14 protein-coding genes are annotated in these 22,477 nt (G+C 63.4%); 5 read left to right on the forward strand and 9 right to left on the reverse strand.

Going from position 1 to position 22,477, the window contains the following annotated elements:
• Positions 1 to 18: 18 nt before the first annotated feature.
• The 9 genes from AR689_RS04140 to AR689_RS04180 all read right to left on the reverse strand — a co-directional run bounded on the left by AR689_RS04140 (position 19) and on the right by AR689_RS04180 (position 12,036).
• A complete protein-coding gene (locus AR689_RS04140; protein WP_062067197.1) occupies positions 19 to 1,830 on the reverse strand; it encodes an acetyl/propionyl/methylcrotonyl-CoA carboxylase subunit alpha in 1,812 nt (603 codons plus the stop codon).
• Between the two features lie 118 nt (positions 1,831 to 1,948).
• Positions 1,949 to 2,629, reverse strand: coding sequence for a Maf family protein (locus AR689_RS04145; RefSeq protein WP_062067200.1), 681 nt, complete (start codon positions 2,627 to 2,629; stop codon positions 1,949 to 1,951).
• A gap of 118 nt (positions 2,630 to 2,747) precedes the next feature.
• Positions 2,748 to 5,273, reverse strand: coding sequence for an MMPL family transporter (locus tag AR689_RS04150; RefSeq protein ID WP_062067202.1), 2,526 nt, complete (start codon positions 5,271 to 5,273; stop codon positions 2,748 to 2,750).
• Between the two features lies 1 nt (position 5,274).
• Entirely contained in the window at positions 5,275 to 6,000 is a 726-nt protein-coding gene (locus tag AR689_RS04155) for a TetR/AcrR family transcriptional regulator (protein WP_062067205.1), read from the reverse strand.
• Between the two features lie 136 nt (positions 6,001 to 6,136).
• Positions 6,137 to 6,628, reverse strand: coding sequence for a YbjQ family protein (locus AR689_RS04160; RefSeq protein ID WP_062067208.1), 492 nt, complete (start codon positions 6,626 to 6,628; stop codon positions 6,137 to 6,139).
• 94 nt (positions 6,629 to 6,722) lie between these two features.
• Positions 6,723 to 8,156 carry a dicarboxylate/amino acid:cation symporter gene (locus tag AR689_RS04165; protein ID WP_062067211.1) on the reverse strand — a complete coding sequence of 478 codons (1,434 nt, stop codon included), beginning with the start codon at positions 8,154 to 8,156 and terminating at the stop codon, positions 6,723 to 6,725.
• A 305-nt stretch (positions 8,157 to 8,461) separates the two neighbouring features.
• Positions 8,462 to 10,144: a DUF885 domain-containing protein gene (locus AR689_RS04170; RefSeq protein WP_062067214.1), complete on the reverse strand. Its 1,683-nt coding sequence runs from the start codon at positions 10,142 to 10,144 to the stop codon at positions 8,462 to 8,464.
• A 66-nt stretch (positions 10,145 to 10,210) separates the two neighbouring features.
• A complete protein-coding gene (locus AR689_RS04175) occupies positions 10,211 to 10,456 on the reverse strand; it encodes an acyl-CoA carboxylase epsilon subunit (RefSeq protein ID WP_062067225.1) in 246 nt (81 codons plus the stop codon).
• Positions 10,453 to 12,036 carry an acyl-CoA carboxylase subunit beta gene (locus tag AR689_RS04180; RefSeq protein WP_062067227.1) on the reverse strand — a complete coding sequence of 528 codons (1,584 nt, stop codon included), beginning with the start codon at positions 12,034 to 12,036 and terminating at the stop codon, positions 10,453 to 10,455. Before AR689_RS04180 ends, AR689_RS04175 begins: the two co-directional genes overlap by 4 nt.
• A gap of 217 nt (positions 12,037 to 12,253) precedes the next feature.
• Here AR689_RS04180 and AR689_RS04185 point away from each other — a divergent pair, with 217 nt between their 5' ends.
• From AR689_RS04185 to AR689_RS04205, 5 genes are all read left to right on the forward strand, one after another.
• On the forward strand, positions 12,254 to 13,144 hold the full coding sequence (locus AR689_RS04185; protein WP_062067230.1) for an SDR family oxidoreductase: 891 nt from the start codon (positions 12,254 to 12,256) through the stop codon (positions 13,142 to 13,144).
• Between the two features lie 81 nt (positions 13,145 to 13,225).
• Positions 13,226 to 14,179, forward strand: a complete 954-nt coding sequence (locus AR689_RS04190; protein WP_082697792.1) for a biotin--[acetyl-CoA-carboxylase] ligase — start codon at positions 13,226 to 13,228, stop codon at positions 14,177 to 14,179.
• A complete protein-coding gene (locus AR689_RS04195) occupies positions 14,172 to 14,765 on the forward strand; it encodes a PH domain-containing protein (RefSeq protein ID WP_062067233.1) in 594 nt (197 codons plus the stop codon). Before AR689_RS04190 ends, AR689_RS04195 begins: the two co-directional genes overlap by 8 nt.
• Entirely contained in the window at positions 14,755 to 15,933 is a 1,179-nt protein-coding gene (locus AR689_RS04200) for an adenylate/guanylate cyclase domain-containing protein (RefSeq protein ID WP_062067238.1), read from the forward strand. The genes AR689_RS04195 and AR689_RS04200 overlap by 11 nt, the downstream gene beginning before the upstream one ends.
• Positions 15,934 to 16,210: 277 nt before the next feature.
• On the forward strand, positions 16,211 to 22,327 hold the full coding sequence (locus AR689_RS04205; protein WP_062068597.1) for an Ig-like domain-containing protein: 6,117 nt from the start codon (positions 16,211 to 16,213) through the stop codon (positions 22,325 to 22,327).
• Positions 22,328 to 22,477 lie beyond the last annotated feature (150 nt).

Raw genomic sequence — 22,477 nt, forward strand, 5'->3', positions numbered from 1 at the left:
GTTATATGGTTCTTTGCGTTAGTCCTCGATGGTGGCGATGACCGCGCCGGCGGTTACGGTCTCACCAGCGGTGGCGGAGAGACCGCGTACGGTACCGGCCTTGTGGGCTGTGAGCGGCTGCTCCATTTTCATGGCTTCGAGGACCACGATCAGGTCACCCTCAGCCACAACGTCACCATCAGAGGCTGCCACCTTCACGATGGTGCCCTGCATGGGGGAAGTGAGCGCGTTGCCACCGGCAGCTGCAGCCGTGGCGCCAGCCGAACGGGAGCGCTTCTTGGACTTGCCGGACTTGGCGCCCGAACCGCTGGAAACCGCGGCGATGCTGCCACCCAGGCCGGACGGCAACACCACCTCAAGGCGCTTGCCGCCAACCTCGACCACGACGCGTTGGCGCTCACCGGCGTCGGGCGCTTCGGTGGAGCCTGCCGCCGACCATGCCGGGATGCTGTTGACGAACTCCGTCTCGATCCAGCGTGTGTGGACGGTGAACGGGCCTTCCGTCGGGGCGAAAGCGGGGTGGGTCACCACGGCGAGGTCGAAGGGGATGACGGTGGGGATGCCCTCCACCACCATCTCTTCCAAGGCGCGGCGTGAACGCTGAAGCGCTTGCTCACGGGTTGCCCCGGTGATGATCAGCTTGGAAAGCATGGAGTCGAAGTTGCCGCTGATGATGTCGCCCTGCTCCACGCCGGAGTCGATGCGGACGCCGGGTCCCGTCGGGTTTTTCAGCGTGGTGATGGTACCGGGGGCAGGCATGAAGTTGCGGCCCGGGTCCTCGCCGGTGATGCGGAACTCGAAGGAGTGGCCGCGGACCTCGGGGTCGTCATAGCCCAGTGCTTCGCCGCGTGCAATGCGGAACTGCTCGCGGACGAGGTCGATGCCCGTGACTTCCTCGGACACACAGTGCTCCACCTGGAGGCGGGTGTTGACCTCGAGGAAGGAAATGGTGCCGTCCTGGCCCACCAGGAACTCACAGGTGCCGGCGCCGAGGTAGTTGGCTTCCTTCAGGATGGCCTTGGAGGATTCGTAGAGACGCTTGTTCTGCTCTTCGCTAAGGTACGGAGCGGGGGCTTCTTCAACAAGCTTCTGGTTGCGGCGCTGCAGCGAGCAGTCGCGGGTCGAAACAACCACCACGTTGCCGAAAGCATCGGCCAGGCACTGTGTTTCCACGTGGCGCGGGGCGTCAAGGAACCGCTCGATGAAGCACTCGCCGCGGCCGAAAGCTGCGACGGCTTCGCGGACCGCCGATTCGTACAGCTCGGGGATTTCGTCCATGGTGCGGGCCACTTTAATGCCGCGTCCGCCGCCGCCGAAGGCAGCCTTGATAGCGACGGGAAGCCCGAATTCCTCCGCAAACTTGAGGATCTCGTCCGCGTTCTGGACCGGGTCAGCCGTGCCCGGAACCAGGGGAGCGCCTACCTTTTCGGCAATGTGGCGGGCCTGCACCTTGTCACCCAGGGCGGAGATGGCCTCGGGTGAGGGGCCGATCCAGGTGATGCCGGCGTCGATGACCTTGGCAGCGAACTCGGCGTTCTCCGCGAGGAAGCCGTAACCGGGGTGGATGGCATCCGCGCCGGACTGCTTGGCGACGTCGATGATCTTATCCATCACCAAGTACGACTCAGCAGCCGTGTTGCCGCCCAGGGCGTAGGCTTCGTCGGCAAGGCGGACGTGGAGGGCCTCACGGTCAGGGTCGGCGTAAACGGCTACGGAGGCGATGCCTTCGTCCCGGGCGGCTCGGATGATGCGGACCGCGATTTCGCCGCGGTTGGCAATCAAGACCTTGGTAAGAGGGCTGGAAATGGGCTGCGCCGGGTTAGCTGACAAGTTGTTGACTCCTTCTGTCCTTCAGGGAGCCTAGCGTGATTGTGAGGGTTCCGCCCATATTGATGGGGGATTCCGTGTGTGAGGCGATGTTCCTTTGTAGGGTTGCTACAAAACGCTTCTACTGCGTGTCCGCGGCCCACAGCTCCGTGATTCCCACGTTTGCGTGGACCAGCAGGTCCCGCAGAGTGGAGATGGAAAGCCCGACGACGGCGTGCGGGTCGCCGTCCACCTTGCGGATGAAGGCCCCACCCAAGCCGTCGATAGTGAAGGAGCCGGCGCAGTGAAGGGGTTCTCCGGTGGCAATGTAGGCGTCGATGTCGCTGGTGCTCATCCGGGCGAAGTGGACCTCGGCACTGGATACTGCTCCAACGGTGGCGCCCGTGCCCTCGGGGGTCACTGCGTCCGTACTCTCTGCTGCTTCGTCGTCCGCGTCAGCGGCGGTGTCCCGGCAGTCAACCAACCAGTGCCCGGTGTGAAGAACACCCTGTGAGCCGCTCATGCGAAGCATCCGCTCCCGCGCCACCTCGGCGGTGTAGGGCTTGCCATGGGACTCGCCGTCGAACTCGAAGACGGAGTCGCAACCGATCACCAGCGCGCCCTCAGCTTCAGGGAGGGACGCAACAGCCTCCGCCTTGGCCCGGGCGAGGAGCAGGGCGGTGTCATGGGCATCGGTCACGCCGTATTTCGCCTGAACCGCGTCCTCGTCCACGTCCGAGACCAGGACGTCGTGCCGGATCCCGGCCTCGGTGAGCAGCTTGGTGCGGGCGGGGGACTGGGAGGCGAGAATCAATCGGGTCACGTCCCCAGCCTAATACGGACGCACTCTCACATCCCGCGTGCTTAAACCGAACGCTCGCTCACTTGCCTGAAGCACGTGAGCGAGCGTTCGGAAATATCAGCTGGTATGTGAGTGAGGGTTAGTGGACGAGTTCCTCGGATCCGGCCTTTGAACGGTCGCTCCGCTCCAGCTTGGCGCCTTCCACATCCACGTCAGGAAGGATGCGTTCCAGCCACTTGGGGAGCCACCACGCCTTCTCGCCCAAGAGGTACATGACTGCGGGAACAATGGTCATGCGCACTACGAAGGCGTCAATCAGCACACCGAACGCCATGGCAAAGCCGAGCGGGCGGACCATGGTGAGATGGCTGAAGATGAAGCCGGAGAACACGCTCACCATGATGATCGCGGCCGCGGTGACCACGGCTGCGGCGTGGCTGAACCCGGAGCGGACGGCATGCTTGGCAGATTCGCCGTGCATGAACGATTCCCGCATGCCGGAGGTGATGAACACCTGGTAGTCCATGGCGAGTCCGAACAGCACGCCGATGAGGATGATGGGCAGGAAGCTCAGGACAGCGCCGGGGTTGGCGACGTCGAAGATGCCTCCCAGCCAGCCCCACTGGTAGACGGCAACCACGGCACCGAAGGCAGCGGCCAGCGAGAGCAGGAAGCCGCCGGTAGCCAGCAGGGGCACCACAATGGAGCGGAAGACCAGCAGCAACAGCAGCAGGGAGAGTCCCACCACGATCGCCAGGTATGGCGGCAAGGCGGCGCCGAGCTTGTTGGAGACATCGATGTTGCCGGCGGTTTGTCCGGTGAGGCCGATTTGTACGTCCAAGTCGTCCTGAATAGCTGTGCCCTTGGCCCGGAGATCGGATACCACCTGCACGGTGCCGGCGCTGGCCGGCCCTTCCTTCGGGATGACCTGGAAGACTGCGGTGCGGCGGTCTTCACTCAGGGCAATCGGAACCGCAGCGATGACGTTCTCCACGCTACGGAGTTGGTCCGCGACGTCGAACTGCTTGTTCTTGGCATCGTTCTCGCTGAGGCCCTCGGGGAACTCGCCCACGACGACGATCGGTCCCGTCACGCCTTCACCGAAGCTGCTGCGCGTGAGGTCGTAGGCCTTGAAGGCTTGCGAATCCACCGGCTCGGAGCCGCCGTCGGGAAGTGCCAGCCGCAACTGTGAAGCCGGGAGTGCCAAGGCGCCCAACAGCACCACGCTTGCCACCAGGGCAGCCCACGGATGACGCGTGACCATGCCGCCCCAGCCGCCGCTGCTGCGCTTCTCTTCGCGTTCGCGATCGGCAGCTTCGTGGCCGGGCTCGGCGTTGTGCTTCGCGGCCTTGGCCCAGGCGCGCTTGGAGATGAGCCTGCGGCCGATCAGCGCCAGGACTGCGGGCGTCAGGGTCAAGGCGACGACGACGGCGACCCCCACTGTCGCTGCAGCAGCAACACCCATGACGGCGAGGAAGGGGAGCCCAGGAACGACCAAGGCCGCGAGGGCGATGATGACGGTCAGGCCGGCGAACAGCACGGCGTTGCCGGAGGTGCCGGTGGCCAGTGCTGCAGATTCTTCGGCATCCATACCGGCCAGGAGCTGAGTCCGGTGGCGGTTGACGATGAAGAGAGAGTAGTCAATGCCCACGGCCAGCCCAAGCATCAAGGCGAGCATGGGGGAGATGGAGCTCATGTCGATCACACTGGTGAGCGCGAACGTTCCGCCCACACCCACGGCAACACCGATCAGGGCCATGACCAGCGGCAGGCCGGCAGCAATCAACGTTCCGAGCATCAGAATCAGGACCAGAGCTGCAACAGCGATGCCGATGATTTCAGCGATGCCGAAGATCTCTGAAACGTCCTCGGTGATTTCCTTGCTGGCGTACGCGGTGACCCCGGCAGAAGATACGGCGTGGACAATGTCCTGGACTTCCTGGCGAACGGCGGGGTCCACGGCATTGATGGAAGTCTTGAACTGCACCTGGGCCACTGCGGCCTTGTTGTCGGTGGAAACGAACCGGATGCCCTGCGAGGCTTCAATCTGCCTCTTGCTCAGGGCCAGCGTGGCGGCGCCAGCGGCCGCTTCCTTGGTGCCGGCGTCGAACTTCTCCTTGCCTGCGGCGAGTTCTGTCCGCTGCTGGCCCAGTTGCGCGTCGATCTGTGCGGGCGTGAGGCCGGAAGCGGCAAGCTGCTGCGCTACTGCGTTGAGCTGCTGCTCGCTCGCAGCCAGTTGCGCGCCGGTAGCATCCAGGAGGGCCTTGCCCTCGGCGGCTTTGGCCTCGCCAGCTGCTATGCCGGCCGCACCGTTGTCCACTTGCTCCTGGGTGGTGAAGGGGTTCACCACCGCCTGGACCTCGGGCAAGTCCTGCAGCTTGGTCAGTGCGGCCGCGACGGCGTCCTTCTTGGCTTGGTCGAAGCCGGACTCGCCCGCTTCGAAGACCACTGAGGCTGAACCACCCGAAGACTCCGGGAGTGCTTCCTTGAGTTTGTCCGCCATCTGCTGGGTTTCGGTGCCCGGGATGGTGAAGTTGTTGCTCATGGTGCCGTGGAATGCTGCGGCAGAGCCGCCTACTGCCACCATGACGGCCAGCCATATGGAGATGACGAGCCAGCGGCGGCGATACGAAAACTTGCCGAGACGGTAGAGGAACGAGGCCATGTCAGAACCGATCTTTGGTGGTTGGAACGGAGGGGGAGACTGTTGCCGCTGAGGGGAAAGCGTTCGACGGCGGCGCGAAGCCGGCGCCGAGGAGGCCCATCGCATCGATGAGGTGCTGGCGAAGGACCGCGAGGGATTCGGCGGAGAGGTCGGGGCCGCGTTCGATGAACCAGACGGTCATTGCCGCTTTGCCGCAGGAGATCACGGATCCAGCAAGGGCGTGGAGATAGAGCTCGCTGACACCGGCGCCGAGCCTGCTGCGGGCGGCGTCAATGATCTGCGCTGTGCAGTGCTCCCAGGCTTCAAGCTCGGAGCGCGCAAGCTGTCTGTTGTCCTGGGTCAGGCTGAACAGCTCGGCCATGGGTGCCACGGACATTGGATCGGCCAGCGCCATGAGGGCTGCCTGGGCGGATTCGAGGATCGACTCCTCTGCAGGGCGCAGCCGGAACTGCTCCAGTGCGTGGTCCATGAAGCCATCGGCTACGGAGGCCAGCGCTGCTTCGAGGCTGGGGAAGTAATTGAAGAAAGTTCGCCGCGAGACACCCGCGGTGGCTGCGATGTCTTCCACGGTGAAGTTGCCGGGCCCGTTGCTGCGCAGGAGGTCCAAGGCTGCGGACGCGATGGAGCTGCGGGTGGCCGCCTTGTTGAGCTCGCGGCGTGAGGGCGTTGAGTGCTCAGCTGTGTGGGACGACTCCGCAGCGGCTTCTTGGCTACTGGTATGGGTCACATACTTACACTAAGTGCAAGTTTGCACTCTGCGCAATTTGGCTAGGTTGTGCGCACGAAAAAAGTCCCGCCTGGTTGGCCACTCCCGCCGATGAACGGCGAGGGTGACCAAACAGGGCGGGACGTGAGAACTCAGATTAGAACTGGTGGGGCTGGGCCGGGGGAGTGGGTGGGGTGAACTGCTGTGGCTGCTCGGGCTGGTGCGGAGTGGGTTGCTGTGGTTGTGTGGGCTGCTGCGGTTGTGCCGGCTGCTGCGTGGCAGTCTTGGTCAGGTAGACCGACTGGCCTGTGGCACCCGGCTCACCCTCACCCAGCGGCAGCACGTACACGGCGGTGCCGTAGGCGCACACTTCGGTCCAGTTGGTGCCCATTTCCGAGGTGTCGAAGCGCATGGCCACAATGGCGTTCGCGCCACGCTGCTGCGCTTCGTTGACCATGCGTGCCATGACTTCCTGACGGCTTTCGTAGAGTGCCTTGGTCATTTCAGGCAGCTCGCCGCCACCGAGGGAGCGGAAACCGGCCAGCATTTGCGAGCCAATATCACGGGAGCGGACAGTGAGGCCCATGACTTCGCCGAAGACGGCGTCAATGCGGTGGCCTGGGATTTCATTGGAGGTGACGATCAGCATGGTCTGAGCCTATCCAGACATGGCCCCTTAATCGGGGAAATCCCCCGGGGAGAACTCCCCGGGGGATTTGCGCCTGTTCACAAGGGGGCGGTCGCTAGGCCTTCGAATCAGTCAGTTCGCGCTCGTTGCTTTCTGCTGCTGCCTTGTCGGCTGCGTACTCGTCAGCGAACGCGGCACCGTTGCGGGGCGCGTTGTAGAGCGACTCGTCCAGGATGCCCTGGCGCTTGGCCACAATGGCGGGGACCAGTGCCTGGCCTGCCACGTTGACGGCCGTGCGGCCCATGTCCAGGATGGGGTCGATCGCCAGCAGGAGGCCGACGCCGGCAAGCGGAAGTCCCAGCGTGGACAGCGTCAGGGTGAGCATGACCACGGCGCCGGTGGTGCCCGCCGTGGCTGCGGAACCGAGGACGGAGACCAGCACGATCAGCAGGTACTGGCTGAAGTCCAGGTTGATGCCGAAGAACTGTGCCACGAAGATCGCTGCGATGGCCGGGTAGATGGCTGCGCAGCCGTCCATCTTGGTGGTGGCGCCCAGCGGCACGGCGAAGGACGCGTAGCCGGAGGGGACGCCCAGGTTCCGTTCAGTGACGCGCTGCGTGAGCGGCAGCGTGCCAATGGAGGAGCGGGAAACGAACGCCAGCTGCACAGCCGGCCAAACACCGGAGAAGTACTGCTTGACGGACAGGCCGTGGACGCGGACCAGGATGGGGTAGAGGACGAAGAGCACCAAGGCCAGGCCGATGTAGATGGCAGCCGTGAACTTGCCCAGGGATCCGATGGTGTCCCAGCCGTAGATGGCCACGGCGTTGCCAATGAGGCCGATGGTGCCCAGCGGTGCGATGCGGATGATCCACCACAGGACCTTCTGAATCACTGCAAGTGCGGAAGCGTTGAACGTCAGGAAGGCTTCGGCCTGCTTGCCCACCTTGAGGGCGGCAACGCCGATGGCAATGGCCACCACCAGGATCTGGAGGACGTTGAAGCTGACCGAGGTGCTGACGGTGGTGGCAGCATTGGCGCTCTCAGTAACGGTGGAGCTGGCGCCAAGACCCAGGAAGTTCTTGGGGAACAGGCCGATCAGGAAGGCCCACCAGTCGCCGGTCTTGCCGGCGTACTCTGCCTTCTGGGTGATGCCCGTGGCCGCACCGGGCTGCAGGAGTACGCCCAGGCCGATGCCGATCAGCACGGATACCAGCGAGGTGATGGCAAACCAGAGCAGCGTGTTCCATGCCAGGCGCGCGGCGTTGGAAACCTGGCGCAGGTTCGCGATGGAGCTCACCACAGCGGTGAAAATCAAAGGAACGACGGCGGTCTGCAGCAACGATACGTAGCTGGAACCAATGGTCTGGAGAGTAGCGCCGAGGCCGTTGGGCGCTGCCTTGGTGCTGCCCGTGTACTTGGCGATGAGGCCGAGGACCAGGCCGATGATGAGGGCTGCGATGATCTGGACGCCGAAGGAACCAGCCCACTTGGGGAGCCGGAAGCCGGTCTTGCCAGCTGCTGGGGAAGTGTTGGTTGAGGTGCTCACCGGAACACGTTAGGTGCATCGCAAATAACATAGCGAACGAACGTTGAGAAATGTTACGTCGCCCCCAGTGCTGCCCTCGATCGTGAGCCGCTAATTTGCGGGCCCGGCGCGGGTTTTTGTGAAGTTATTCCCGGAAACAGTGTGGCGATGATCTCCGAGTGCGCTGCAATCCCTTCACCCGCTGGCGCACCCCATCCCGCGGATCGCACCCGTAACCTCTGGTGCGATCCGCGGGAACGGGTGCGACCCTAGCGCCGAAGGGGTGCGCGAGGAGGGAACTGGAGCCCGCCGCGCGCAGCAACTTTCTAGCCCAGCAGCGCCCGCCGCAAAACGTCCAGGCCCACGGAGCCGACGTTCAAGGCCTTGCTGTGGAAGGACTTGAGATCGAAACCTTCACGGGATTCGAGCTCGGTGCGGATCTGTTCCCACAATCGCTGGCCCACCTTGTACGACGGCGCTTGTCCGGGCCAGCCGAGGTAGCGGGTGAATTCGAACTGGAGCTGGCCTTCGCTGATGTCGAGGTTGGCTTTAAGGAAGTCGAAGCCCTTCTCCGGTGTCCAGGTGCCGGTGCCCCAGCGTTCGGGGACGGGCAGTTCCAGGTGCACGCCGATGTCGAAGACCACCCGGGCGGCGCGCATGCGCTGGCCATCCAACATGCCCATGTGATCGCCCGGGTCCTTGAGGTAGCCCAGTTCCAGCATGAGTTGTTCGGCGTAGAGTGCCCAGCCTTCACCGTGGCCGGAGACCCAGCAGACGTTGCGTCGCCAGTTGTTGAGCAGTTCGCGGCGGTAGGTTGCCGTGGCGACCTGGAGGTGGTGGCCGGGGACGCCTTCGTGGAACACGGTGGTGGTTTCGGACCAGGTGGTGAAGGTGTCTTCGCCTGCCGGTACGGACCACCACATGCGGCCGGGACGGGAGAAGTCGTCAGAGGGGCCGGTGTAGTAGATGCCGCCCTCGTCGGTGGGGGCAATCATGCATTCGAGGGTTTTCATGACGTCCGGGATATCGAAGTGGACGTCGGCCAGCTCGGCGACGGCGCGATCGGAGAGTTCCTGCATCCAAGTCTGGAGGGCGGCCGTGCCGTTGATCTGGCGTGCGGGATCGTTGTTGAGGATGCTCTTGGCTTCCTCGATCGATGCTCCGGGCTTAATCTGGTTGGCAACCTTCTCCTGCTCGCTGATGAGACGCTCGAGCTCCTGCACTCCCCAGGCATAGGTCTCTTCCAGATCGATTTCCGCGCCTACAAATGAACGGGAGGCCAGCGCATAGCGTTCGCGGCCCACGGCGTCCTTTTCCGGGGCTACGGGGAGAAGCTCGTCCCTGAGGAAGTCGCCCAAGGCGCTGTAGGCCGAACGCGCGGCCGCAGTCCCGGCGTCGAGCTTGGCTTGAAGATCTGCGGGCAGCGGCTTACCACCGACGGCGGCCGTCGAAGCCATCTTGGCGAAGAATCCGTCGTCTGCGGCGTAGCGGCCGGTCTGCTCGATCACAATCCGGACCTGCCGGGCGGCGGCCACTTTCCCGTCGGCAGCAGCCGAGCGAAGGGAAACGATGTACCCCTCAATTGCCCCGGGAACGTTGGCGGCGCGGCCGGCGATGTGCTCCCACTGTTCCACCGTTTCCGTGGGCATGAGGTCGAAAATGGCCCGGATGTCCTGCGCCGGGGAGGCGATGTTGTTGAGGTCGGCTGCATCCCAGCCTGACTCGTGAATCTCACGTTCCAGGCCGAGGCGCTCGCGCATGGCGTCCAGGGTGACGGCGTCCACGTCATCGGAAGGCTCAAGTCCCGCCAAAGCATCCAAGGCCAGTTTGGTTGCCTCCGCATGCGAATCAAGGCCGGCGGGGGAGTAGTCCTGGTATTCGGTTTCGTGTCCCGGCAGGCCCAGCGTGGTGGCGAAGCTGGGATTGAGTTCGATCAGCTTTTCTGTGTACGCGTCAGCGACGGCATCGATGGCGGACTTCGGGCGTACGGGGGTGTTTGCAGTAGTCACCCACAGAGCCTAGCCGCGCTTCAGCGTGCGTGAAAGGGTTGTTGAACTTTTCTACGAGTGTGGGAATTAGCCCCGGCTGCGCTTCCATGCACCAGGGCCCGGAGTGGGGTCCAGGCGCAGTTGCTGGCGACGCACCCAGTGCCGGACGTTCGGTGTGGACGAGGCCGCCTCCGGCTGGCCACCCAGAGAAACCACGACGGCGGCAAGCGCCGCGAGCTCTTCGGCCGTCGGCTCGCCCTTAACCACCGAGAACAGGGGAGTGGCCGGCTCTTGGTCAGGCACAGAGTCGGCGCGATGCTTAGGCGCGCTCACAGCGGGATGTTTCCGTGCTTCTTGGTGGGCAGGCTCGCACGCTTGTCCCGGAGGGCGCGGAGTCCGCGGATGATGTGCAGGCGGGTCTCCGAGGGAGCAATGACTGCGTCAACATAGCCCAGTTCGGCTGCCTGGTACGGGTTGAGGAGTTCTTCTTCGTAGCCCTTGATGATCTCGGCGCGCTTGGCTTCCACGTCACCTCCGGCTTCGGCGACGGCAGCGAGATCGCGGCGGTACAGGATATTGACGGCACCCTGGGCGCCCATGACGCCGATCTGGGCGGTGGGCCATGCGAGGTTCAGGTCTGCGCCCAACTTCTTGGAACCCATCACGATGTACGCGCCACCATAGGCCTTGCGGGTAATGACGGTGAGCTTGGGAACGGTTGCTTCGGCGTAGGCGTAGAGGAGCTTGGCGCCGCGGCGGATGATGCCCTGGAACTCTTGGTCTTTGCCGGGCAGGAAGCCTGGGACGTCCACCAAGGTGATGATGGGGATGTTGAAGGCGTCGCAATGGCGGACGAACCGGGCGGCTTTCTCGGATGCCGAGATGTCCAATGTTCCCGCGAACTGCATGGGCTGGTTGGCCACGATGCCCACGGTGTGTCCCTCAACGCGGCCGTAGCCGATCATGACGTTGGGTGCGTACAAGGACTGCATTTCGAGGAAGTGTGCGTCGTCCACAATCTGCTCGATGACCTTGCGCATGTCGTACGGCTGGTTGGCTGAATCGGGAATCAACGCATCCAGTGCGTGGTCGTCCTCGTTGAGTTCCAGCTCCTGGTCGTGCTCCACCACAGGGGCTTCGGACAGGTTGTTGGAGGGGAGGAAATCCAGGAGTTCGCGGACGAATTCGATGGCATCGGCTTCATCGGAAGCAAGGTAGGTGGAGGTACCCGTGGTGGCATTGTGCTGCCGCGCCCCACCGAGGGTTTCCATGTCCACGTCTTCGCCGGTGACGGTCTTGATGACGTCCGGGCCGGTGATGAACATGTGGGACGTCTTGTCCACCATGACCACGTAATCGGTCAGGGCGGGGGAGTAGGCGGCGCCACCGGCACACGGACCCATGATGAGGGAGATCTGGGGGACTACGCCGGAGGCGTGGACGTTGTTGCGGAAGATGTCCGCGAACATGGCCAGGGAGGCAACGCCTTCCTGGATTCGTGCGCCGCCGCCGTCGTTGATGCCCACCACCGGGCAACCGTTGCGCAGGGCGAACTCTTGGACCTTGACGATTTTCTCGCCGTTGACCTGGCTCAGCGAGCCACCGTAGACGCTGAAGTCCTGGCTGTAGATGGCGATAAGTCGGCCATCCACTGTGCCGTATCCGGAGACCACGCCATCGCCGAGCGGCTTCTTCTTCTCCATGCCGAAGGCCGTGGAGCGGTGGACTGCCAGGGCGTCGAACTCCACGAAGGACCCCGGGTCCACCAGAAGGTCGATGCGTTCGCGGGCTGTGTTCTTGCCGCGTGCGTGCTGCTTCTCAATCGCTTCCGGGCCGGAAGGTTGCTCTGCACGGGCCTGGCGGTCGCGGAAGTCGGCAATCTTTCCCGCTGTCGTTGTCAGATCGTGGCTCATCAAGTGTCTCCGGCTCTGTAGCTGATATTCGCTGGCGCAATCCCGGGTACGGACAAGAAGCTGACTTAAGTAGCTTCCGTACAAAGAACAGGCCCCGCAGGCCAGTCTAGTGACGCCTTTGCCGCGAACCGCTGTAGAAACCCTACAATTTTCCGCGCCCAAGCCAAAGGCATCACTATGTTACCCGCCAGTAACATAGTTGGGTTAGAGTGTCTGCATGACTTCAAGCAACGGCGCTTCCTCCGCCTCCACAGAGGGTCACACGCAACGCACCAGCCCCTACGTGGCAACAGCTTCCCTCAAGGGCAGGACCATCCTCATGTCCGGCGGCAGCCGTGGCATCGGCCTGGCCATCGCCACCCGTGCTGCCCGCGATGGCGCCAACATTGTGCTCATGGCGAAGACCGGCGATCCTCATCCCAAACTCGAGGGCACTGTCTTTACCGCCGCGGAACACCTGGTGGAAGCAGGGGGCCAGGCCCTGCCGCTCGTGGGGGACGTCCGCAATGATGACGACGTCGCCGCTGCAGTCGCCGCCGCCGTCGAGCGTTTCGGGGGGATTGACGCAGTCGTCAATAACGCCTCGGCGATCGACCTGTCCCGCACCGACGCCGTGGACATGAAGCGCTACGACCTCATGCAGGACATCAACGTTCGCGGCACTTTCCTGCTCTCCAAACTGGCCCTGCCCGCACTGCGGGAATCCAACCATGGCCACATCCTCACCCTGTCCCCGCCGCTGAATCTGGATCCCAAATGGGCCGGGATGCACCTGGCCTACACCATGGCCAAGTACGGGATGAGCCTCACCACCCTGGGACTCGCCGAAGAGCTGAAGAACGACGGCGTCTCCGTCAACTCGCTCTGGCCCTGCACGTTGATCGACACCGCCGCGATCCGGAACATGCCCGGTGGGCAGCAGATGGTGCAGGCGGCACGCGGGCCGGAAATCATGGCTGACGCGGCCCACGCCGTGCTGACGGGCCCGGCCTCCACAGGGAACTTCTACACGGACGAGGAGGTGCTGCGGGCTGCCGGCGTGCAGGACTTCACTCCCTATAGCCTCGGCGCGCCCGAAGACCGTTTGGTGCCGGACATCTTCCTCTGAGTAGATTCTCTGGGCGGATTCCCAGACGCATTTCAGGGCAGTCATCATCCCGGGGACGCTGCAACTGGATAGGATTCAGCTATGGATGCCCAACAGCCAGACAGCAGCGAACCCCAAGCCTTGTCCGGAATGGTCCCCACCTCCGGTCCGGAACGGACAGCCCCAGGTCGCGAAGCTCTGGACCGCGAAGCCTTGCTTCAGCCGGACTTCCTGTCGGCCACGGGCATCTCCCAGCTGAACATTGTCCAATCCACGGGGTCCACCAACCAGGACCTCGTGCGTGCTGTGACGGTAGAGCCCAAAAAGTGGGCTGACCTTTCCGTCTTGACCGCCGAACACCAGACGGCTGCCCGTGGACGGCTTGACCGCCACTGGGAATCACCCGAGCAGTCTGCGGTTTCCGTCTCCATGGTGCTGCGGCCGGTCACGGCCGAGGGCATGCCGGTCCCGACTCAGAGCTACTCCTGGCTTTCGCTGCTTGCTGCTGTCGCCCTGCGGGAAGCCCTGCAGGAAACGGCAGGCGTCACCGCTGAGATCAAGTGGCCCAACGACGTCCTGGTGAACGGCCGGAAGGTGGCCGGCATTCTGGCGCAGATGACTCCTCTGGGCGACGGCTCCGTTCCTGCGGTCATCCTTGGCGTTGGACTGAACGTGTCCTTGGCCGAGGAAGAGCTTCCGGTTCCCACGGCAACCTCGCTCGCCTTGGAAGGTGCAACGACGACGGACCGCACCGCGCTGCTGAAGAGTTACCTGTCACGCTTTACCCGGCTTTACCGCAGCTTCTGCAACTCCGAAGGGGACCCCGCCGCCGGTTTGGTGGGTGGCCCATCCCTTCATAAGCGTGTTGAGTCGGCAATGGTGACGTTGGGCCGCGAGGTGCGGGCGCACCTGCCAGGGGATCACGAGCTGGTGGGGCATGCCTCACGCCTGGACGAGCACGGCTCGTTGCTGGTGGTGGACCATGGTGGCAGGGAGCACGTTGTGACAGCCGGCGATGTGGTGCACTTGCGCGCCACAGAGAGCGGTTATGCGTAAAGAGTTACTCCCGGGGGAGCAGGTCATCACCATCACGCGCCAACAGGCCCGCTCACTCTTCTTTCCACTGCTGGCCTTCATCGCCGTTCCTGCCGTTGCAGGCTTTGCCTGTGCTTGGATCGTGAGGGAAAACCCGCAGCGGCTTGCGCCCTTCATCACGGTGGAGTGGACGCCGTGGCTTGTGGGCGGGGTGCTTGTCCTCGCGGGGTGGTTCCTTGCCGGGTACAGCCTCAAGCGGGTCTTGCGGTGGCGTTCGGTCAAGTACATCCTGACGAGCAGGCGTGTACTTGCCAGGAACGGAATGTTTCGGCGCAATGATTGGCAGGTATCGCTGATGGCCATCCGGAACGTGGGCGTCCATCAGAGCATGCTCCAACGGACATTGCACTCGGGGAATATATCCTTGGATACCGGGCACTCCGGGACAGCCGTCCTGGCCGATGTTCCTGACGTGGGAAAGTTCCGGGGTTTCATTCTTGACGCGATGGACGAACTCCCGCAAGGTGAAGTTTTTGAGGGTGAAATACTGAGGGATTTTGAAGAATTGCCGTGGGAGTTGAGAGAAGGTGGAAGAGATGAGCGTTGAGGATCAGCAGTCCGGCGAGGACCTGGACCAGGAGTTCGACGCCGTACCGGAGCCTTCCGTGGACGAGGACACTGAAGCCGGGCCTGCTCCGGCGTCGGTGCCCACTGGTCCGCCCACTGGCGTGATGTCCGCGGAGCGCCTGGCCATCAAAGCGCTTGAGGCGAAGCTCCTTGGCGGGGAACGCAAGCTCCGGCGTCGTGAAGTTGCTGCCGGCGCGGGCGTATCCATCCTGTCCGCACGGAAGATCTGGCGCGCGCTGGGATTCCCCAACTTTGGTGATGAGGATGTCGCGTTCACTGAACGTGACCAGGCTGCTTTGTCCAGCATCCTGGATCTGGTCCGGGCAGGCCTCCTGACCGAGGAGGCGGCTATCTCGGTGACCCGTTCCATCGGGCAAATGACGGACCGCATGGTGGTGTGGCAGATCGAGGCTTTGGTTGAGGACATGGTGTCCGAGCAGGGCATCCCTGATGCTGTGGCCCGCAAGCAACTGGTGGGGCAGCTGCCCGCGCTGGTGGATTCCCTCGAAGAGATCCTGGTGTACTCCTACCGCCGCCAGCTTAACGCAGGCGTCCAGCGCCTTGCCGTTCGGGCCGAGGCCGGTTTGCAGGCCAGCGAGGAGGGCCGGGAAGGTGACGAAGACGATTCGCCGTTGCCTTTGGCCCGGGCCGTGGGATTCGCTGACCTTGTCTCCTACACCAGCCTGTCCCGGCGGATGAACGAGAAAACGCTCGCCCAACTGGTGCAGCGTTTTGAAAACAAGTGCGCCGAAATCATCTCAGTGGGCGGCGGCAGGCTGGTCAAAACCGTGGGCGACGAAGTGCTGTACATCGCTGAGACCCCGGCAGCCGGAGCCGAAATTTCCTTGGCCTTGGCGCAGGCCTTCACTGAAGACGAGATCCTCCCGCAGTGCCGGGTGTCCATGGTGTGGGGCCGCATCCTGTCCAGGCTTGGCGATATCTACGGACCTACAGTCAACCTTGCCGCCCGGCTCACCACGCTGGCGCAGCCCGGAACGGTCCTCGTGGACGCTATGACCGCTGCTGCTTTGGGCCAGGATGATCGCTTTGTCCTGGTTCCCCAAAAGTCGGAGAACGTCCGCGGTTTCGGTGAGATCCATCCCGTGATGCTTGCCCGCGGACGGGGCAAGGGTTTGGTGCTGGACTAATCAACGCGCTGACGGCCCGTCCGGGCCGCACGCTCTCTCACGTCCCTCGGGTTTCAGCCGATCGCTCTCTCACTCTCTTCACGAAAGTGAGAGAGCGATCGGCGTTAAGGGTTGTCATATGAGAGAGCGTTGGAATATCTGCGGTTGCTGAGAACTACGTCACGACTTAGCAAAACGTTGGATTAACCCGGTAGTCTTAGCGTTGTTTGTGTGTCGTGAATGGCCGTGGGGTGTGGCGTCGGCTACCTTGGGCTGCCTGAATTGTGGGGGAATGTGGATGGCTCTGCCTGACGGATCCGGAAACCGCCGTGCCAAGAATCGCCGGCGGAAGGTCATGGCGGCAACCGCGTTCTCCGTTGCTGCCGCGGTCCTCGTGACCGGTGCCATCCTCTACCCGGGGTTCAAGACCACCGAAGTGGAACTCAACGATGGCGGCGTCTGGGTAGTCAGCAAGTCCAAGAATGCCGCCGGAAGGCTCAACTACCCCTCTAAGTCCCTGGACGGGGCGGTGACTCCGGCCAGTAAGGATTTTGACGTCCTCCAGCAGGCCGGCGACGTCTTCATTGATGACCCCGAGGGCGCCACCATCAACCCTGTCAGCGCCGCGAACATGCGTTTGGGCGGGGACCAAAAACTGCCCGGCTCAGCGGATGTGAGCTTCGGCCACAAAGTTCTGGCAGTCACCGATCCCTCCAAAGGCAAGGTCTGGGCACTTTCCGCAGGATCCGTGGGTGGGTTCAGTGATGAGTCCGAACCACTGTTCGAGCAATCGCCCGGAATCGTTTCTGTTGTTGGCGTGGACGACACCATCCACACCGTGGATCCCGAGTCCGGCAGCGTCACAGCCACCAAGGTGGACGCCAACGGCAAATCAGTGGATTCGCAGGTCCGCACCGATGATGCGCTTAAGGGCGCGGGGGACCTTCAGCTGACGGCGGTGGGGAACAAAGCAGTGGTCCTCAATGAAGCCTCGGGAAACATCGTTCTGCCGGGCGGCGCAACCGTTCACCTGGACGACGCCCGCGACGCCAAACTGCAGCAACCGGGACCGGCTGCGGATTTCGTTGCCATCGCCACTACCAAAGCTCTTCTCCTCCAGCCGTTGGACGGTGGAACCGCCAAGACCGTCCGGCCCGACGCCGAAGGCATTCCCGCAGCGCCCGTTCAGTTGGGAACATGCACCTACGCGGCCTGGTCCGGTGCCAACAAGTACATCCGCGAATGCAGCAACGAGGCTGATAGCCGCCGCGCCGATGTTCCCAAGGCGAGTGCGTCGCCGTCGTACGTTTTCCGGGTCAACCGCGATCTTGTGGTTCTGAACGACGTCAATTCCGGAAACGTCTGGATGGTCAACCAGAACATGCAGTTGGTCAACAACTGGGATGACGTCATCCCGCCCCAACAGACATCGGACGACGCCGACAAGGACTCTGCGGACGAAGTCCAGCAGACGGTCCTTCCGGACCGAAGCAAACCGAACACGCCGCCAGTGGCCAAACCGGACTCTTTCGGAGTGCGCGCCGGCAAGACGACCCTCCTGCCGGTCTTGGACAACGACGCCGATTCGGACGGCGACGTCCTGACAGTCAGTAGTAGTCAGCCGTTGAGGTCCGGTGCTTTATCCGCCGTTTATGGTGGCACCGGCTTCCAGATCGCTGTCCCGGTGGGAACCACGGGTTCGGAAACGTTCAAATATTCGGTGGATGACGGCCGTGGAGGTACCAGCGGCGCGGACGTGAGCCTCCGGGTTGTCCCGCCGGAGGAAAACAACGCCCCCCAGCCCAAACCCAACCGCAACAACGCACTTGTGGTCCAGAGCGGTAAGATCGCCAGCCAGTTTGTCCTCACCGACTGGCTGGACCCCGACGGCGACGACCTCTTCGCCGTTGCTGTCTCCAGCAGCGATCCCGCTGACCAGGCCCGGATCCGGCCGGACGGCTTGCTCACCTTCCAAGACGCTGGGGCTGGGCCGGGCCGTAAAACCCTGACCGTGAGTGTCTCCGACGGGTCGCTGACCACCCAGGGGCAGATCAGCGTTGACGTCCGTGCTCCCGGTGCGCTGCCGCCTATCGCGAATGCAGATCACGTGGTTGCGGTGGCGGGCCAGGACACGGTGATCGCGCCGCTCAAGAATGACACCGATCCCCAGGGCGGTACTTTGCGGCTGGCTCAGGCACAGCCGGACGCGCAGTCGACCGCGGTGGTGGGTCCGGACCAACAGACCTTCACTTTCAACTCAACAACCGTCGGCGCCCATTACGTCACCTACATGGTGACCAATGGCCCTGCCAGCGCTCAGCAGTTGGTTCGCGTTGACGTGGTGTCCGGGAACAGCGACGGCGCACCGGTGGCCGTTCGCGATATTGCCCTCCTGCCAAGCGGCGGCAGCACCGTGGTTGACGTGTTGGGCAACGACTCGGACCCGAGTGGGGGCGTCTTGGTGGTCCAGTCGGTCACGGCGGCTGACGGGCTGCCGGTTTCGGTTGCGGTGCTGGACCATTCGGTCATCAAGATCACCGACGTCCGGGCCCAAGGGCAGCTCTCTTTGAAATACACCATCTCCAACGGCAAGGCTTCGGCAACGGGGGAGATTTCAGTCCAGGTTGTGCCGGCGCCCACCAAACTCCAGGCACCCCAGGCCAAGCCGGATGAAGTGACCGTCCGGGTGGGTGACGTGGTCACCATTCCGGTCCTGGACAACGACACTGACCCCAATGGCGGCGAACTGACGCTGGATCCTGTCCTGGCACAGCAGCCGGACGAGACCGCGGGCAGAATCTTCGTTGCGGGGAACACCCTGCGGTACATCGCGGGAGAGCAGCCCACCACGGTCTACGCGATCTACAAGGTCAGCAACTCTTCGGGCCAATCTGACTCACAGCAAGTCACCATCCGGATCCGCGCCCGCGACGACGCCACGAACACCAGGCCAGAGCCGCGAAACCTGACAGCCCGGGTGGTTGCCGGGATGACAGTGAAGATTCCTGTTCCCCTGGATGGCATCGACGCCGATGGCGACTCAGTGCAGCTCATCGGAATCGACAAAGCCCCGGAGTTGGGGACAGCCATCCTCCGGGACGGGTACTTGGAGTTCGCTGCCGGGGGCACGTCCGCCGGGACTGACACCTTCAGCTACCGAGTGCGGGATCGAATTGGTGCGGAAAACACCGGCACTGTGATCGTGGGCATTGCGCCGGCCGAAGCCGACAACCAGAAACCCATCGCTGTGGACGATGTCATCGATGTCCGGCCGGGACGACGCGTCGCGGTGAACGCTCTGAAGAACGACTCAGACCCCGACGGCGATCCCATCGGTTTGGTGGCGACGCTCGACGCCAATCCGGAACTCCAAGCTGAAGCTGCCGCAGGAAAGGTGGTGCTGACAGCCCCAGGTGTTACCGGGACGGAAAGCATCAGCTACCGGATCCAGGACGACAAGAAAGCTGAAGCGGCAGCTGTCATCCGCGTCCAGACCAGTCCTACGGCGCCGCTCCATGCTCCCGTGGCGGTGGACGACCGAATCACGCTTGCTGAAACCCTGGGTAAGACAGCAGTGGATGTTCCTGTTCTGAAAAACGACTCCGATCCTGACGGCGTGGCGGAGGATCTCACCATCTCCTTGCCCGACGGAAACCCGAACGCCCGCCTGGGGGCTGCTGGCAACGTGGTGGTGACGCTGCTGCCCCAGGACCAGTTGATTCCCTACACCGTTACCGACATCGATGGGCAGTCAGCCACTGCCGTCATGTGGATTCCCGGCCAAGGACTTCAGTACCCCACGCTTTCCGCCACTGACATCGTGGAGGTCACAGCGGGGCAGGAGATCACACTGGCCCTCCAGGATCGTGTCAAGGTCAGGGATGGGCGCCAGCCCCGGATTACGGTGGCGGACAAGATCCGGGTCCTTGGCGCCGACTCCACTAATGTGATTGTGGGCGACGGCACCGCGCTGCGGTATGCGGCCCAGCCGGAGTATGTGGGACCGGGATCCTTGACTTTCGAAGTGACCGATGGAACTGGTCCGGACGACGCTGACGGCTTGAAGTCCACTTTGACCATCCAGACCAGAGTGCTTCCGAACCCCAACGCCAATCACGCCCCCACCTTCAGCGGAGCTACCCTTGAAGCACCCAAGGGGGACACGACTGAACTGGACCTGGCCAACCTCGCCGCGGACGTTGACGAGCAGGACCAAGGCAAGCTCACCTTTAGTGTGGACGGCGAACTACCCGGTGGATTCGATGCACGGGTGGATGGCACCGTTCTGAAAGTCACTCCCGGAGGATCACTCAACCCCGGGGCCCGGGGGACTGTGCCCCTCAAGGTAACGGACGGCCGCTCGGAGCCAGTGAAGGCAGCCGTCACAGTCTCGGTGGTCTCTTCCAACAGGCCGAAACCGGCAGCCAACGATGACGTGGTGGACAAAGCCAACGCCGGCAAGTCCGAAACCATCAACGTTCTGGGCAACGACTTCAACCCCTTCAGCGAACCCTTGACCGTGGTGTCTGCCGTGGTCGAGACCGGTTCCGCGTCAGGTGAGCCGGCCATTGGAGGGGACTCCATTACGGTGACACCGGCCGATGGTTTCAAGGGGGTCCTGGTGGTGCGGTACACCATCAAGGACAAGACTGATGACCCAAGCCGCCAGGCCGTAGGGCGGGTCCGCATCACGGTGCGGGACAAACCCGATGCTCCTTCGGCGCCGGTTGCTACGGACGTCCGCAGTAAAACGGCCGTCCTCAAGTGGGCGCCGCCCTCGGACAATGGAGCGGTCATCACCAAGTACATGGTGAAAGCGGCCGGCTTCCAGCAAGAATGCCCCACGACGACGTGTACGTTGACTGGACTGACCAACAACGTCAAGTACGTCTTCACAGTGGTTGCCACCAATGAAGTAGGCGAATCCCAGCCCTCCGTGCCCTCCAACGAGATCACTCCGGATGAGAAGCCATCACCCCCGGACGTTCCCGCTGTCAAAGCCGGGGATAAGGACCTGGCCATCACCTGGACTCCCGCAAAAACCGAGGGGTCCCCGGTGAAGCACTACAACCTGGAGATCTCCCCGCCGCCGGCCAACGGCATCGCTGTTAAGAACGAAGTAACGGGCCTGAGCTTCACTTGGCCCGGGTTGACCAACGGCGTGAAGTACAAAGTCCGAGCGCAGGCCGTCAATGACCTGGGCCCGTCCGACTGGGGACTCTATTCAGCAGAGGACCATCCTGCCGGAATCCCCGGGACACCTGCGGCGCCGAGTACCGCCGTCGTATCCTCCGTTGGTTCGCAGAACCAGCTGCGGGTGGACTGGGCCGAGCCGAACATCAACGGTGATCCCATCAAGAACTATTACGTGACCATGAGCGGTGGCAGCGGCGCGGCCCAAACCCAGACCGTTGCCGGCACCGTGCGCACAGCCACCTTCACGGCCGGCAACTCGGAGGCGGCCTACACCTTCACCGTCCAAGCTGAGAACAAGGCCGGGAAGGGTGCAGTCAGCGCTTCTTCCGCGCCGCGCCGTGCCACGGGGAAGCTGGGCACGGTGGGCAACGTCAGTGCGACGCCGGCCAACACCGGCGCTGCAGGTGGACAGTTGACCATCAACTTCACTGTTTTGAGTGCGGCGCAAAGAAACGGTTCGTCGGCCAGCGAGGTGAGCTACAGCTACTCGGCAGCGGGCCGCACAGGTGCGATCCAACCCGGACAAACGGTAGGCGGCTTCAGCAACGGGCAGGCGACCAACGTGACCATCACGGCACACTCGTCAGTGGCGCCGAGCTCCGATGCCAGCGCTCCCGCTTCCGCCACCCCCTATGGTGCGCCCGGAACGCCGTCGGCGTCGGGGACCGGCGGAGGCCTGAACAACCAATCAGTCACTCTGAACTGGTCCTCGCCATCTGCTGCCACCAACGACGTCAAGACCACCAAAATCAGGATTAGCGGGGGAGGCTGGGAAACCGTAGCCGCCTCGGGTAGCCGGACCATCAACACCGGCGGGTGGGAGCAGACCCGCACCATTGATGTGCAGACCTTCAACTCGTTGGGAACCGGCGGTCCCGTAGCAACTGCCAGCGCGACGTCCGGACGGCAAGGCCAGTGGACCACCACCATGAACCCGGGTGCGGTGGTGCGGTCCTGCAGCTTTACTTTGGGTGGAGCCAACTATGACCCGAAAAAGTTCACCTGTGATGGCCAAAGCAACAACACGCCTCCCTGGATGGCCTCCGCCGATCAGGGCGCGATCGTGGTCCGCTGTTACATCGACCAATCGGACAACTGGACCGGGATGCACCGGTGGTGGCGGATTGAGTCCGGGTCGTACCGCAACGTTGGCCGGTACATCATCGCAGGGCACACCCATTTGGGCGATCCTGCGGGCTTGGGGGCGCCGCCTTGCTGACCATAGCCAGGAGTCGCGGCGGGGCAGTTGTCCCCATCGCGCCCCGGGGCACCGAGACAGTACGCTGTCAAAGCCAATGGATAGCCCGGTCTCGGGTTTCCTTGGTTGACCGCTGGGCGCGTGGGATAGTCTTAGGGACTGAAAATTCCG

The sequence above is a fragment of the Arthrobacter sp. EpRS71 genome (assembly GCF_001512285.1).
Taxonomy (GTDB): Bacteria; Actinomycetota; Actinomycetes; order Actinomycetales; family Micrococcaceae; genus Arthrobacter.

Excerpts from the sequence above, each read along its gene's own strand:
- AR689_RS04150 (WP_062067202.1), bottom strand. The coding sequence starts at position 5,273 with ATGGCCTCGTTCCTCTACCGTCTCGGCAAGTTTTCGTATCGCCGCCGC.
- AR689_RS04160 (WP_062067208.1), bottom strand. The coding sequence starts at position 6,628 with ATGCTGATCGTCACCTCCAATGAAATCCCAGGCCACCGCATTGACGCC.
- AR689_RS04180 (WP_062067227.1), bottom strand. The coding sequence starts at position 12,036 with ATGAGCCACGATCTGACAACGACAGCGGGAAAGATTGCCGACTTCCGC.
- AR689_RS04185 (WP_062067230.1), top strand. The coding sequence starts at position 12,254 with ATGACTTCAAGCAACGGCGCTTCCTCCGCCTCCACAGAGGGTCACACG.
- AR689_RS04190 (WP_082697792.1), top strand. The coding sequence starts at position 13,226 with ATGGATGCCCAACAGCCAGACAGCAGCGAACCCCAAGCCTTGTCCGGA.
- AR689_RS04195 (WP_062067233.1), top strand. The coding sequence starts at position 14,172 with ATGCGTAAAGAGTTACTCCCGGGGGAGCAGGTCATCACCATCACGCGC.
- AR689_RS04200 (WP_062067238.1), top strand. The coding sequence starts at position 14,755 with ATGAGCGTTGAGGATCAGCAGTCCGGCGAGGACCTGGACCAGGAGTTC.
- AR689_RS04205 (WP_062068597.1), top strand. The coding sequence starts at position 16,211 with ATGGCTCTGCCTGACGGATCCGGAAACCGCCGTGCCAAGAATCGCCGG.